We start from the raw sequence: 14,403 nt of genomic DNA, 5'->3' as shown, positions 1-14,403 counted from the left end.
AGTTGATTCCACTTACCATGTACTCGTAGAAGAAGAAGGGTGCGCTTCTTTTTTTGTATTCCGTTTATGCCCGGTAACACTCTCCAGTTTAGTCACCTGTTTTCGCCAGAAACCAAGGGATGATTGCATGACGGGACCAATCAAAAATACCGATAAGAAGGTACCGAAAGCAACGGGACCGCCAAGAAGCCATCCTAAGAAAAGGGCTGTCCCTTCCATCAGTGTGCGCACGAGTCGAATGGACGACCCTGATTTATTGGAGAGCGCAAGCGTCATGCCGTCACGCGGCCCTGCTCCGAGGCCTGTTGATACATACATGCCTGCGCCAATGCCCATACATACAATACCGGCAATTAAAATGATAACCAGCTGCCAAGTGCTTGAAAATACTTGTTCGATTGGCAACAGCAACCAGATATCCAGCAAAATGCCGATGCATAAAATGTTTACAAACGTCCCAAGCTTTGGTCTTTGTTTTTCTATATACCACGTCATGCAAATCATCAGAATCCCGACGATTTGCACCCACATGCCGACGGATAATGGACTTAAATTGGCAAGGCCGATATGCAGAACATCCCACGTTGCCGAGCCGAGTGTAGATTGGATCATTAAGCTACCTCCAAACGAAAGCGTTAATAACCCCGTAAAAAATAAAGCAACTCTTAATAAGAAAAAAGAGAAGCTGCCGTGGTGTTTACTTTCTCTATGATGCATTTCCATGTTAAACCTTCTTTCATCTATTCCCTTACCTTTTATCAAGGTTCGTATTCATTGTTTCCAAGACTCGTAGAAAAGTTTCCAGATCTTCTGCGCTGATGCCTTCTATAGCCTGATTTTCCATTTTATCTGATGCATGTAGCCATTCCCCGTATAGCTCATTTGCTTTTTCCGTTAACGTAATATACCGGGTGCGTCGGTCTTCACCGGAAGTCTTCGTGATCAGGCCCTCTTTTTCCATTCTAGTTATCGTACGCGTCATCGTCGGTGCTTCAACGCGCAAATAATCACTGATTTGGCGTTGCGTTGACTTCCCTTCTGCACCCAAAAATAAAATAACTCCCCATTGAGAACTATAGAGCCCGAGAGGAGAAATCCGTTCATTTAGCGTCTTCACGAAGTTTCTTGCCGTTTGGTTAATAAAATGACCATACAACCTCATCGTACGATCCTCACTCCAACCTCAATAAATACTTACCTAACTAAGTATATACTTCTATGTTTTAATTATCAAGGGAATGAATCCTATCCCAAGAAAGGGCCTCTCCTTAAAAGAAAAAGACACCGACCAAAAGCCGGCGCCTTATCTTCCTATGAAATAAGTTCCTCCTCCTGTCAATGCTTGTTCCAACTCATGCCAAATATCTTCATGGTGCTCGTGCCCAACCGATAAACGGAGCATGTTGTCGCCGATCGCCATAAGCTCACGTTCGGTTTCAGGAATGACGGCATGGGTCATCGATGCCGGGTGTTGGATCAGTGTTTCCGCGTCACCGAGACTTACAGCGATCGAAACCATTTGTAGGCGATTCATCATGTTAAAAGCTGCTTCTTTTCCACCCTTAACAGTAAAACTGATTATCGCGCCGGGCTGATCCATCTGTTTTGCCGCCAATTTGTATTGTGTAAAATCGGGATCACCCGGAAAGAAAAGGGACTCCACTTGCGGATGTTCTTTCAGTTTCTCTGCGATTACTTTCGCGTTAGCGCAGTGACGATCCATGCGCACAGCAAGCGTCTTCATTCCCCGCAGCAATAACCAGGCTTCAAAAGAACCGAGGACGCCGCCCATATCTTTTTGCGCGTTCTGTTTGAGCCCTTCCATGAATTCGAAGCTGCCAACCGCCACTCCCGCGATCACATCGCCATGTCCGCCCAAATATTTTGTGGCACTGTGAACGACGACATCAGCGTTATGCTCGAGCGGGCGTTGCAGATAAGGAGAAGCAAAGGTATTATCCACGACAACCGTCAGGTTATGAGCTTTTGCAAATTGCGTAACAAGAGAAAAATCAGTCATTTTCATCGTCGGATTGATGGGCGTTTCAATATAAATGACCTTTGTCGTCGGTTGGAGATGTTCTTCGAGATCAGCCTTATTTTCCATGGAAATGTAATCGCTTTAACGTGGAAGCGGTCGAATAGCCACGATAAAAGCCCGAAAGTACACCCATACACGCCTTTCGAGACAAGCACATGCTCCCCGCTTTTTAGTAAAGTCGTTAAAACAGCAGAAACAGCAGCCATTCCGGAAGCAAATGCCAGCGCTTTTTCCCCGCCTTCAGCTTTGGCCATTCGCTCTTCAAATTCCCGAACCGTCGGATTTCCTAAACGGCTATACATGTACCCGCTTTCATTTCCGGCAAAACGAGCAGCTCCACTTTCCGCGTCAGGAAACGTAAATGTACTCGATTGATAAATGGGTGGCACTAAACTTCCGTAATGACGTTCTTTCTCCTCATAGCCGTGAATATAGCCTGTTTCTTTATTTACCTGCATCAAAACCCCCTCCTCTCCTACCATTCTACATGAAGAAGAGCGGAAAGTTGATGGAGCGCGTTAATGGGAAGCAGTAAAACCATCAATAGTGGATTCCAATCAGAGGTACGGGGAGCATTGACTATGTAAAAGGATCTAGGAGTTCATAATTTCCTAGATCCATCATTTTAAAAGAATAATACATGTGCCATTACGGCTATAATTGGTAGGCTAATCAGTGTACGTTGAAGGAAAATAATAAGCAGATCCAATAAATTTAAAGGAAGACTAGAGCGCAAGAGTAAAACTCCGACTTCAGACATATAAACGAGTTGTGTCATAGAGAGACAAGCAACCACGAAGCGAGTTAATTCGCTTTCAATCCCCGAACCGACAATCGCCGGTAAAAACATATCTGCAAAACCAACGACTACTGCTATAGCCGCATCTGTGGATTCGGGTATCTGTAAGAGATTTAATAATGGAACAAATGGATAAGAAATCCAATGAAAGATTGGGGTAAACTCTGCTAATATTAACGCAATCGTTCCCAATGCCATTACCAAAGGAATAAGACCTAACCAAATATCAAGGACATTTTTTACACCTTGCTTAACTAAGCTAGGAGAGTCAGTCGTTTTTTTAACTTTTTCAATGGCTCTCTCATATCCCCATCTTACATACGATATCCCTTGAGGATTTCCTTCGTCGATTTGTTTTCCCGAAATTTCATGGTACGTTTCTTTTTTTCTTGAAAGAGGTGGGATTCTTGGAACGATCATTGCTGTAATAACCCCGGCTACGCAAACAGTTAAATAAAATTGCACAAACATGTGACTGACATCTAAAAACTGAACGACCAATATACTAAATGCTATAGAAGCAATAGAGAAATTTGTAGCGATAACTGCTCCTTCTCTTTTAGTATAATACCCTTTTTCATACTGCTGTGTTGTAACAAGTGCGCCAACAGTTCCACTCCCCATCCAAGAGACAAGTGCATCAATTGACGAGCGCCCAGGAACCGTAAAAAGTGGTTTCATAAATTTTCGGAGTAACGTTCCGGCAAATTCCATCAACCCGAATTCAATCAATACAGGTAAAAACAGGCCGGCAAACAGAAACCAGGTGGTTAAGACAGGGATAAGGGAATATAAAACCTCTCCTCCGGAAACCTCTGACCATATCCACTCAGGACCCCATTCAAAAAGTGTCAAAACAGCAAAAACAGCGCCGAGTATACGAAATGTTAACCAAACCCAAGTGACATCTAATAACCCTCGCCAAAAAATATTGTCCATAATTGGCGATGGCTTCCAAATTTTCGTAATAATAGATAGAGCGACTGATAACATAAGGATGATTGTCATAGCTTGTGGGATATAATCTGCAAACACTTCTTGTACAAAAGTGGCCATGATCCCTACACCTATGGTTATTTCTTCACCCATCGGGATTGGAATAAGAAATAACAAAATCCCGATGAGTGAAACTAGAATAAACTGAAGTTTATACTTTAATTCATTGTTATTCGATTGCATTGTTTCTCCCCCTTTGCCCTCACTTCAGTTTGGGGATACTCTTATTTATTTGCTATTTCGCCTCTTCTTTAGGGCTATTAAAGTGATCATCTCATACATAATAGCAGCAGCTGCGGCAGCTGTAATTTCACCGCTATCATAATCTGGCAGGACTTCCACCAGGTCAAAACCAACAACGTTCAAACCATCAAGGCCTCTAACATATTCAAGCCCTTCGTAACTCGTAGGCCCTCCCACTTCCGGGGTACCTGTGCCGGGGGCGTATGCAGGGTCTAAAAAGTCAACATCGTAGGTCACAAACAATGGCTTATCCCTAACTCGTTGTTGGATCCGTTGAAGCACCTTTTCCTGTCCGAGTGAACGTGCCTCTTTCATTGGAATGACTTCGAAACCAAGATCCCTTGCGTCATCAATATCTTCCGGTCCGTATAACGGACCTCTCATGCCAACTTGAATCGAGTGATAAACATCAATCAGGCCTTCTTCTACTGCTCGTCGGAAAACAGTTCCATGCATATACTTTTCACCGAAATAGTCATCCCACGTATCACCATGGGAGTCAAACTGTACAAGCGCAATTGGACCATATTTTTTCTTGAATGCTCTTAAATGAGCCAAGGTAACGGAATGATCTCCTCCCATTAAAACAGGAGTAACTTCTTGTTCAAGAATCGGTTCAAGTGATTTTTCAATATTTTCGTATGTCCGATGTATGTTACCGGGAATAATATCAAAATCTCCATAATCTACACCGGAGGAGTAATCAAAAATATTAATCTCCTGATCAGGGTTATAAGGCCTTAGTAGTACAGAAAAATTGCGAACATGCTGTGGACCATATCTTTGTCCGGTTCGATTAGAGGATGCTGTATCGAAAGGAACTCCAGCAACCACAAAATCTACATCTGTTGTTTTAATTGCTTCTAATCTCATAAATGTGCGCATTCCAACAAAACGTGGAGATTGAGAAGAATCTTTAGGCTTATACATCAATAATTCCTCCTAGCTAAGTTCACTTTTGATACTTGATGTGTACAGGTAATATTATATCAAACAGAACATCCCATCAATTTCTTCACTCGTAAAAAGTCATATCCCCAACGAAATATACTTCACTTCCAAATACTCCTCAATCCCGTGGTGGCCGCCTTCTCTGCCCAGGCCGCTTTCTTTCATTCCTCCAAATGGGGCTTGGGGCACGGAAGGGAGGCCGTCATTGACGCCAACGATGCCGTATTCCAATGCTTCACTGACACGTACGGCTTTCCCGATGTTTTCCGAGAAGACATAAGCGGCCAAACCGAATGGGGAGTTGTTTGCCCGTCCGATAACTTCCTCTTCGGTTTGAAAAGAAGCGATCGGTGCGATGGGTCCGAAGGTTTCTTCATTCATGCAAAGCATGTCATCACTGGCTTCCGTTACGATCGTCGGTTCAAAATATAGGCCTTGGTTTTTCTCGAAACTATTGCCGCCGGCGAGTATATTTCCGCCTTTTGCTACCGCATCATCCATATGGTCTTGCACTTTCTCGAGCGCTTGCTTATTGATCAACGGGCCGAGGTCGACGTTTTTTTCCAGTCCATCGCCGGTCTTTAACTGTAACACGGCAGCTTCGAATTTTTCGCTGAACGTTTCTACGATTGATGCTTGTACATACACTCGATTCGTACAAATGCACGTTTGACCCGCGTTGCGAAATTTAGAGCCAATTAACTGTGCGACTGCATGATCGATATCCGCGTCTTCCATGACGATAAATGGGGCGTGCCCCCCAAGTTCAAGCGACACCTTTTTGACGGTTTGCGCGGCGCCTTCCATTAACTGCTTGCCAACTTCTGTGGATCCTGTAAACGTGATTTTTCGTACGCGTTCATCTTGCAACCACGCCTCCCCGATCGCTTGTGGGTTGCCTGTAATCACATTGATCACTCCTGCCGGAATGCCAGCCTCTTCGGCGAGTTCTGCCAATTTTAAAGCTGTTAGAGGCGTTTCTTCTGCCGGTTTAACAACCACCGTACAGCCCGCGGCGAGCGCGGGGCCGACTTTACGTGTGATCATCGCTGCCGGGAAGTTCCAAGGCGTAATCGCTGCTACTACACCTACCGGTTGTTTTTGCACGAATATACGTTTGTTCGTGTGTGAAGCGGGAATGGTTTCCCCGTATATGCGTTTCGCTTCTTCCGCGTACCACGAGATAAACCCATTGGCATAATTCACTTCGCCAATCGCTTCTTGCAACGGTTTTCCTTGTTCCAAGGTCATGATTTTTCCAATTTCTTCCTTATTTTCATCGATTAACCGATGCCAATCAGCCAAGAGCCTGCTTCGGTCTTGTGCCGGCAATTTTGACCAAGACTCAAAAGTCTTATGAGCCGCTTCCACCGCCTGTTCAGCTTGCTTCTTACCACCTTCGGGCACACTTCCGAGCACTTGTTTCGTTGCAGGGTTGGTGATCTCAAATTGGCTCAACTCACTTCCCTGCCATTGGCCATCAATATACATTTGTTGGTTCAACGCGTGAGCCCCCTTTATTGTTTGTTCAATACGTCATCAAGGATGTTCAGCCCTTTTTCCAATTCTTCATCCGTTATCACGAGCGGAGCGAGAAAACGAATGACGTTGCTATGCACCCCGGAGGAAAGCAGCAACAATCCGGAAGCATTTGCTTCTTTTAAAATCGAAGCCGTTTTTTCCGCGTCCGGTGTTTTTCCGTCTTCCTGCACGATTTCAAAAGCCGCCATCGCGCCTAAACGGCGAAAACCACGAACAAAAGAAAATTGCTCTTCCCACGTGCGTACTTTGGTTTCAAATTGTTCTCCCACGCGTTCTGCACGTTCCGTTAAGGTTTCTTCTTCAACGATTTCTAAAACGGCAAGGGCTGCTTGGCAAGCCACAGGGTTGCCACTAAACGTCCCGCCAAGTTCACCTGGATCAGCTGCATCCATAAATTCAGCTTTTCCGACAACCGCGCTTAGTGGGAAACCGGCCGCTAACGATTTTGACAGCGTCATTAAATCAGGCTCGATCCCAAAGTGTTCACTCGCAAACCAGGCACCGGTGCGCGCGAACCCGGTTTGGATCTCATCAGCCACGAGAAGAATGCCATGTTCTTGACAGCGTTTCGCAACGTGTTCCACAAATGCCTTCGGCGGGATGATAAAACCGCCTTCTCCTTGAATAGGTTCCATCACGACACAAGCCACTTCTTCAGGCGCTACTTCGGTTTTTAAAAATAAATCAAAATCATTAATTACAGACTGGACGTAAGCGTCATCGCTTTGCGCTTCCGGCTTGCGAAACATATACGGAAAAGGCGCGTGGTAGACTTCCGGTGCAAAAGGTCCGAAGCCCGATTTATACGGTTTCACCTTGCCGGTCATCGCCATCGTCATATTCGTCCGGCCATGGAAGCCGCGGGAGAAAGTAACGATGGCTTGTCGCCTTGTTGCTTTTCTCGCGATTTTTACCGCGTTTTCGATTGCCTCGGCTCCGCTGTTCAATAATAGCGTTTTTTTATCAACATTTCCCGGTGTTATCGTGGAAAGACGCTCGGCCAATTCAATATAGCCGTCATACATAATGACATTAAAACCCGGATGGGTCATCTTGTCGATTTGCTTTTTGGCAGCATCCACAACCTTTGGATGGGAATGGCCCACATTCATGACACCAATCGCTCCGGCGAAATCGATGAATGCGTTTTCTTCTTCATCGTAAAGCGTTGCCCCTTTGCCGTGGCTCGCAATTGCTCGATTGCCATTACCCACGCCCCTTGGTACATATCGATCCCTTTTTTCTTGCCAAGTTGTCATATGAAAACCTCCTACACCTTTAATAGCGCTTTCATGATTCACTGTTTTGTCATTATAAGCGGTTTTTGATATTCTTTATAGTACCAAATTTAAATTTTTAATGGCACCAGTTGGAGGTTCCTATGCTTCATATCCCGATTGATCGCGACCATTCATCTCCTGTGTATAAGCAAATCTATGCATGGATTAAAAATGAAATTTTACAAGGAACGTTGGCAGCCGAAACCAAGCTTCCGTCAAAACGCACATTGGCTGCATTGCTGAATGTCAGCCAAAATAGTATCCTTTCTGCTTATAATCAACTGATCGCGGAAGGGTATTTATATACAAAAGAACGTAGCGGTTATTTTGTGAAAACGATCCATCCGATTCGCCCCCTAAACGTAGAAAAAAAGCTCGATCCCAAATTATCGGAAACGCGTGCAAAATCTTATCGCTACTCCTTTTCCCACATGGGCGTGGGCGCTTCCCTTTTCCCTTTTCAAAGTTGGCATCAGAGTGAACAGAAAGCGATCAGAGACGATCAGGAGTTGCTTTCGGAGATTAATCATCCGCAAGGCATCTATAAACTCCGAGAGATTGTGTCCAATAAAATTCGACACACACGTGGCGTCATCTGCGAGCCCGAGCAAATTGTCATCGGTGCAAGTACGCAATGGCTGTTGCAATTATTCCTATTGGTCGTTGCCGAAAACAAACCGTTTGCGATGGAAGAACCGGGGTACCATCGCCTCACTTCCTTATTACAAACAATGCGCCACGCTGTCTATCATGTGCCTGTCGATGCGCATGGCATGAATGTAGAAAAACTACGGGAAACTCCGGCGAATATTGCCATTGTCACCCCTTCCCATCAAATGCCGACGGGGTCCATTATGCCGGTCTCCCGTCGAACAGAGTTGCTTCATTGGTGCTATGAAAAAGAAGGCAGGTATGTGATCGAAGATGATTATGATTCCGAATTTAAATACGAAGGCGACATCGTTCCATCGTTACAAAGCCTGGACGTCGACGAAAAAGTGATTTATATCGACTCTTACTCAAAATCACTACTACCGGATCTCAGAATGAGTTACATGGTATTGCCGTTGGGGTTAATCGACGTGTTTAAAGAAAAGGGCTTGCATTTTATGCAAACGACTTCCGTGCTCACGCAATTGACGTTGGCTCGCTTTTTGGAAAACGGCGAATATGATAAGCACATTAAGCGCATGAGTAAATATTATAAAGAGGTTCGAGCGAAACTAATCACGGCACTACAGAAACGTTTCGGTTCATTCGTCCGGGTGGAGGGGGAAAAAGCCGGACTTCACTTTTTGTTGCATTTGGATACAGAGGAACCAATCGAGGCGATCATGGAGCGGGCGGAAAAGATGGAGCTTGAACTGTACTCGATTCAACGTTTTTTACATGAGCAATCGGGAAGCGCACCGACAACGCTCATTATCGGCTTTGCGAAATTAAAACCGGAGGAGATTGATGAAGCGGTAGAGATGTTGTATCGGTGTTGTTTTCCGGAATAGGAGTACGGCGAAAGTACAAGCAAAGCGTGTTCGTTTCAATTGTCAGGGGAGATTGCTTCTTCTCCTCTTTAGAAATTGACCCGATGAACGGTTGTGCCACCATTCTTTAACGATAAGGAGCATTTGAGATCCTTGTTTTTGATCGAATATAGTACATCCATTCTTCTCTCCCATTGTATCTTTCATAATAAAGAATTTTTTCTTTTCAATAATGTTGACATTTCGAACGAAGATCCTTATGATACGATGGATACGTTCACTGGATAAAAAATGAAGATGGACGTGACTCGCTAGAGGGGCTACCTTATGAGTAATGTCAGTGTGAATGGAGGGGTTATGTGAAAGAACAGTTTGTTGTCCTTGGCCTTGGGCGGTTCGGTCAGAGTGTAACCAAAACATTGGTGGATAATGACAAAGATGTTTTAGCGATTGATAAGGATGAGCAAATCTTACAAGAGATCACCCCTTATGTTACGCATGCCGTTCAGATCGATGCGACTGACGAGACAGCTTTAGAACAATTAGGACTTCATAAATTTTCCCATGCCATTGTTGGGATCGGCGAAGATCTACAGTCCAGCATTCTTACAACATTGATTCTTAAGGAATTGGAGATCAATGAGATTACGGCAAAAGCCAAAGATAATCATCATGGAAAAGTACTCAGTAAAATCGGTGCGGACAATATTGTTTTTCCGGAACGAGATATGGGAGAACGCTTAGGGAACTTACTAAGTTCCAACAACCTCATCGATTACCTGGAGCTTTCATCGGAGTATAACATGGCTGAAATCCGGGCACCTAAAGCAATGGATGGATGCACCCTCCAAAAGTTAAACATTAACAAAACGTATGGTTGTATGATTATGGCCATCAAAGATGCAGACGAAGAAGTAAATATTTCCCCTCACATTGAAGATGAAATTTATCATGGCGATATTCTTACCATTATCGGTAAACATAAAGATATCCGACGCCTCCAAAAAGATTACCGGGAAAAAAGCAAAACGAAGTAGGTGTTAACCCCGTGAGTCTACAAAAAAAAACCGTTCATTTCAGCCCGCCGCAATGGATCGTTTTTGGTTTTATTCTCCTTATTTTTATTGGGATGATTTTGCTGGCTCTTCCCCAATCCTCCGCTGACGGAGAGAGCGTCGGTTTGATAGATGCCTTATTTATGGCTGTTTCTGCTGTGTGCGTCACCGGTCTTGCCGTTTTGGAGCCCGGCAGCGATTTTTCATACTTTGGTCAAACGGTTATCCTCCTTCTCGTACAATTGGGCGGACTGGGCTTTATGATTTTTGGGGTGACGGTTGCAATCTTGGTCGGAAAAGTGATGGGGTTGAAATACCGTCTGCTTCTTCAGCCCACTACCAATACGTTTTCCGCACGTGGGATTTTCAGATTGGCGATGACGATTCTGCTTCTGGCGTTGGCTTTAGAAGCCGTAACAGCCCTTATTCTTACGATTCATTGGAGTGGGGAAATGGGCTGGGTAGAGGCTTCCTACGCCTCTATATTTCATTCCGTGATGGCATTTAATAACGCTGGATTTACACTTTTTGACAACAGTATGGAAGATTATCTCGGAGACCCTCTTGTGAATGTGAGCTTATCCGCACTTTTTATTACTGGCGGCCTTGGTTTTATGGTACTCGTTGATTTATTCCGAAAACGATCTTTGAGAAAGCTTTCCCTACATTCCAAGCTTGTTCTCGTTACATCGGGGTCGCTTTTGATCGGAGGGTTTCTCTTTCTGTTCATGGTCGAACTTTTTAATCCTGCAACCGAAGGACTGTCTTTAACCGAACGTTTACTGGCTGCTTATTTCCAAAGTGCTACCCCGAGAAGTGCAGGGTTCAACACGGTAGATATTGGGAACATGTTGGTTGCTTCCCAATTCTTTATTATCGTCCTCATGTTTATCGGCGCTTCTACCGGCGGCACTGGTGGAGGGATAAAAACAAATACGTTTGCCATTATTGTGCTCGCAACGATCAATACATTCAGGAGTGGTCATCAGGTCCATGCATTTCATCGAAAAATCGCGTTGGAAACGGTAATGCGAGCGCTTGCAGTCGTGGTGAGTTCCTTAGCGTGGATTATAGGAACCACTTTGTTATTATCGATCACGGAGGGCTTACATAATGTCCACTTTCTCACGACATTATTTGATGTCGTATCAGGTTTTAGTACCGCGGGTTTGTCCATGGGCTTAACGGAAGAACTTTCCCCCATAGGTAAAATAATTATGATGATCACAATGTTTGTCGGACGATTAGGTCCGTTGACACTCGCCTACTTGTTGACCTATAAACAAAGACCGAGTCGAATCAACTATCCTGAAGATAAAGTGCTTATTGGCTAACATTCCTAGATTTGAGCTTGAATGCTCCCAAATTTTTCATTTTTAACGTTGACATCTTTTCCCCCACCCATTATGATGTTATTAACTCATTGAAACCAAATATTGGAGGAGCAAGTTCCAAAAACTGAATAAACACATGAAAACTGGAGGAGCCTGCTTATCGCGGGTTCCTCTTTGTCTTTTTGGAGCGTCTCGTCATGTGTAAAGGAGTCGAATGCAATGAAGTATTATGAATTTCTCCTCCCATTTTATGCATTAATTAAAGCGAAAACCGAAAAGAAAGCAAAGGTTATGTACAAAAAACATGTTTGGGAGGGCGGAGGTGATAAATGGCATGAACGATCCCGGGATTATGCAATGGTAAAATTTGCAATGGCACACGACAGCAAAAAAACGGAGGTTGCCATTATGCTGACACACTTTCTCGATGATAACTGCGATGTTCTGTTAACCGATTCTCAGACGTTTGAATAACACTTACCTTCGGAACAAGGGCAGGAGAATGATGATGAAGGCTTCTTCGATTACGCCCGGCAATATGGGGAAGAGAGCGGCCTTTCCGGGACAGGGAGTGGATCTTTAATAGCAAATATCTAAATGTTCCCAATATTTAATGGGAAGCCAGGAAGCATGGAAACAGCGAGAGACGCTTTCCTGGCTTTACTTTTTCCATCTTTTCTTAGATCGGCCTCACCGAAATTTTGGCTAACGCCTGCTCTGCTTCATTCGCATAGATATCGTTCAATGCAAAATCACCGAGCGCCACTACGCCAACCAATTCACCATTTTCAACAATTGGCAAACGTCTAATTTGACTATCTCCCATTACCAATGCTGCTTCATGGGCATCCATTTCCGGACTCCCTGAAACAGGTTCTCGCGACATGCACTCTGAACAATGGGTGTGTCCGTCTTTGCCTTTAGCGGTTGATCGAAGGGTGATATCCCGGTCGGTAATTATCCCCATCAGTTCTCCGTTTTGAACGACCGGCAATGAGCCAATATGATGTTGCTCCATTAATGCAGCTGCTTCTTGTATGGATTGATTTGGATCAATGGATACAACGTTTCTCGCCATCATATTTCCTAAATTTTGATTTTGCACGATTGAGCATTCCTCCTTTACTCGGTACAGTTTTTCCCGTATAGGTAAAAATATGTGCACAAATTAGGAAGGTGGAGCATTTGATGAGAATGACGCCAGGGGATCAGTCTGTAAAAAGACTGGGCGCCATTTGCCCCACCAACATACATAAAGGGCCATTAGGCCTAATATTATTATAGGTATAAGTTATAGATTTATTTTATAAGAAAGGAATTTTCCTTCTTTTGTGGAAAATATAACCATAACCACAATGGGAGGGATCTTTTTGACAGCGATAGAAACCATTTTTCTTGAAGCGATGGATCGATTTCCTGATTGGGTTTATGCAGTCGCCGGTATCGTTTTTATAGCAGGCAGTATCGTTCTTATGATTCAAGTGACGAGAATTTCGAATAAATTTGCAGACGTTGTTGGACGCGAAGATCGCATTGGCACATTAGCCGAAACAAACGGACAGTTACAATCAAGGCTCAAAGCATTGGAACATGTGCAAACCCAATACAACTCTTCTTTAAATGAGTGTAGCATTTTTCTCGAGGAACTTAAGGATATCAAGGAATCGGAAGGCGATGAAAAATTCCATTTATCCGTCAACCTCATGAAAAAGCTAGTCAACGCCGTACCAGGAAATATGAGCGCAACCCCTGGTTCAAACAACCGCTGCGCCCTATGGATGTATAATTCAACTTCTGGTGAATTGGATTTTTTTACGGGAAGCGCTCAATTTCCAAATGATTACAAGGATGGAGGGCGGACACTGGGCATTAATAACACCGCCGGGGGGAGGTGCTTTCGAAAATCCGAAAATTTATATATCGACGATGTGCAGGAAGATGATGACTGGAGCCCGAATGAACAATCAAAAAGTCATTACAACAGTTTAATTTGCATACCGATATTAAACTGGGGTATCATGACAGTAGATGCGATGTCCCCTTTTTCGCAGGAATCGCGTTTAATCATTCAGGTGTATACAGATCTCATTACACTAGTAATCTTGGAAATGTATGACGGAGCGATTCGATCCACATTTACTCATCAGCAAAGGTGGCGTGTATGACTATTGAGGATCTTAACATGCGCATCAGCATCTTGAAGGATGCTTACCAAAGAAACATGGTTGAACCATCTGTATACAAATCAAAGATGGACGATTTGCTCCGCCGGCGCAAATCACTGACAAAAAGAAAAATGGAAAGGGAACAACACATGGAGCATACCATTGATTGGATGCGGCAAATGCTGGCAAATTAACACGGGCGTAGACGCTCGTTTTTTTATTTTAATGCTGCGTTTCTCAAAAAAGCCAGGACACCCATCCGTGCCCTGACTTACGATTGGTGTTTGTTTAAGCTGCCGTCGCCGGAAAGCGCACGTAGTTGATCGATTCAACGGATAGATACACTTGGTTTCCTGTCCCATATCCGTCGTTCACATCGACCGTGAGGACCAAATCCCCGGAGACGTTGACAAGAATTCCTTCGATCAAATTGTTGTCCGTCGCGATTTCCACGGTTGCACCCAAGCGATTCGCTAGCTCATCACGGAAAAGATTTTCAAACATCGGAATATTCCT

14 protein-coding genes and 1 pseudogene are annotated in these 14,403 nt (G+C 44.2%); 6 read left to right on the top strand and 9 right to left on the bottom strand.

Annotation, left to right across the window (positions count from 1 at the left end; all coding sequences use genetic code 11):
* Positions 1-12 precede the first annotated feature (12 nt).
* The 7 genes and pseudogenes from DT065_RS00170 to gabT form a co-directional block, all read right to left on the bottom strand.
* Positions 13-723, bottom strand: coding sequence for a YczE/YyaS/YitT family protein (locus tag DT065_RS00170; protein ID WP_193550791.1), 711 nt, complete (start codon positions 721-723; stop codon positions 13-15).
* Positions 724-748: 25 nt separating this feature from the next.
* Complete coding sequence (locus DT065_RS00165; RefSeq protein ID WP_114369813.1) at positions 749-1,162, bottom strand: MarR family winged helix-turn-helix transcriptional regulator; 414 nt, start codon at positions 1,160-1,162, stop codon at positions 749-751.
* Positions 1,163-1,303: 141 nt separating this feature from the next.
* Positions 1,304-2,499, bottom strand: a pseudogene (locus tag DT065_RS00160) (trans-sulfuration enzyme family protein).
* A gap of 167 nt (positions 2,500-2,666) precedes the next feature.
* A complete protein-coding gene (locus DT065_RS00155; protein ID WP_114369811.1) occupies positions 2,667-4,019 on the bottom strand; it encodes a YjiH family protein in 1,353 nt (450 codons plus the stop codon).
* A gap of 45 nt (positions 4,020-4,064) precedes the next feature.
* Positions 4,065-5,009 carry an agmatinase gene (gene speB, locus DT065_RS00150; protein WP_114369809.1) on the bottom strand — a complete coding sequence of 315 codons (945 nt, stop codon included), beginning with the start codon at positions 5,007-5,009 and terminating at the stop codon, positions 4,065-4,067.
* Between the two features lie 99 nt (positions 5,010-5,108).
* Positions 5,109-6,521: an NAD-dependent succinate-semialdehyde dehydrogenase gene (locus DT065_RS00145; protein ID WP_114375937.1), complete on the bottom strand. Its 1,413-nt coding sequence runs from the start codon at positions 6,519-6,521 to the stop codon at positions 5,109-5,111.
* A 26-nt stretch (positions 6,522-6,547) separates the two neighbouring features.
* On the bottom strand, positions 6,548-7,831 hold the full coding sequence (gabT, locus tag DT065_RS00140; RefSeq protein WP_114369807.1) for a 4-aminobutyrate--2-oxoglutarate transaminase: 1,284 nt from the start codon (positions 7,829-7,831) through the stop codon (positions 6,548-6,550).
* A 122-nt stretch (positions 7,832-7,953) separates the two neighbouring features.
* Between gabT and pdxR the strand changes: the two genes are divergently transcribed.
* From pdxR to DT065_RS00120, 4 genes are all read left to right on the top strand, one after another.
* Entirely contained in the window at positions 7,954-9,354 is a 1,401-nt protein-coding gene (pdxR, locus tag DT065_RS00135; protein WP_114369805.1) for a MocR-like pyridoxine biosynthesis transcription factor PdxR, read from the top strand.
* 338 nt (positions 9,355-9,692) lie between these two features.
* Positions 9,693-10,370, top strand: coding sequence for a potassium channel family protein (locus DT065_RS00130; protein ID WP_114369803.1), 678 nt, complete (start codon positions 9,693-9,695; stop codon positions 10,368-10,370).
* A gap of 11 nt (positions 10,371-10,381) precedes the next feature.
* On the top strand, positions 10,382-11,722 hold the full coding sequence (locus DT065_RS00125) for a TrkH family potassium uptake protein (protein WP_227002674.1): 1,341 nt from the start codon (positions 10,382-10,384) through the stop codon (positions 11,720-11,722).
* A 219-nt stretch (positions 11,723-11,941) separates the two neighbouring features.
* Positions 11,942-12,196: a YosH family protein gene (locus tag DT065_RS00120; RefSeq protein WP_114369800.1), complete on the top strand. Its 255-nt coding sequence runs from the start codon at positions 11,942-11,944 to the stop codon at positions 12,194-12,196.
* Positions 12,197-12,401: 205 nt separating this feature from the next.
* Here the strand turns inward: DT065_RS00120 and DT065_RS00115 are convergent, their stop codons facing one another.
* The gene (locus DT065_RS00115; RefSeq protein ID WP_114375933.1) at positions 12,402-12,803 is read right to left on the bottom strand and encodes a CBS domain-containing protein; all 402 of its coding nucleotides are present in this window, start codon (positions 12,801-12,803) and stop codon (positions 12,402-12,404) included.
* A gap of 289 nt (positions 12,804-13,092) precedes the next feature.
* Between DT065_RS00115 and DT065_RS00110 the strand changes: the two genes are divergently transcribed.
* Both DT065_RS00110 and DT065_RS00105 read left to right on the top strand, forming a co-directional pair.
* Entirely contained in the window at positions 13,093-13,887 is a 795-nt protein-coding gene (locus DT065_RS00110; RefSeq protein WP_160112308.1) for a GAF domain-containing protein, read from the top strand.
* Positions 13,884-14,081, top strand: a complete 198-nt coding sequence (locus DT065_RS00105; RefSeq protein WP_114369795.1) for a hypothetical protein — start codon at positions 13,884-13,886, stop codon at positions 14,079-14,081. Before DT065_RS00110 ends, DT065_RS00105 begins: the two co-directional genes overlap by 4 nt.
* A 94-nt stretch (positions 14,082-14,175) precedes the next feature.
* Here DT065_RS00105 and DT065_RS00100 read toward each other — a convergent pair whose 3' ends face one another.
* Positions 14,176-14,391, bottom strand: coding sequence for a hypothetical protein (locus tag DT065_RS00100; protein ID WP_114369793.1), 216 nt, complete (start codon positions 14,389-14,391; stop codon positions 14,176-14,178).
* Between the last annotated feature and the right edge of the window lie 12 nt (positions 14,392-14,403).

Source organism: Salicibibacter kimchii, assembly GCF_003336365.1.
Taxonomy (GTDB): Bacteria; Bacillota; Bacilli; order Bacillales; family Marinococcaceae; genus Salicibibacter; species Salicibibacter kimchii.
Note: the sequence above shows the minus strand (reverse complement) of the source record. Positions and strands in the feature narration are given on the sequence as shown.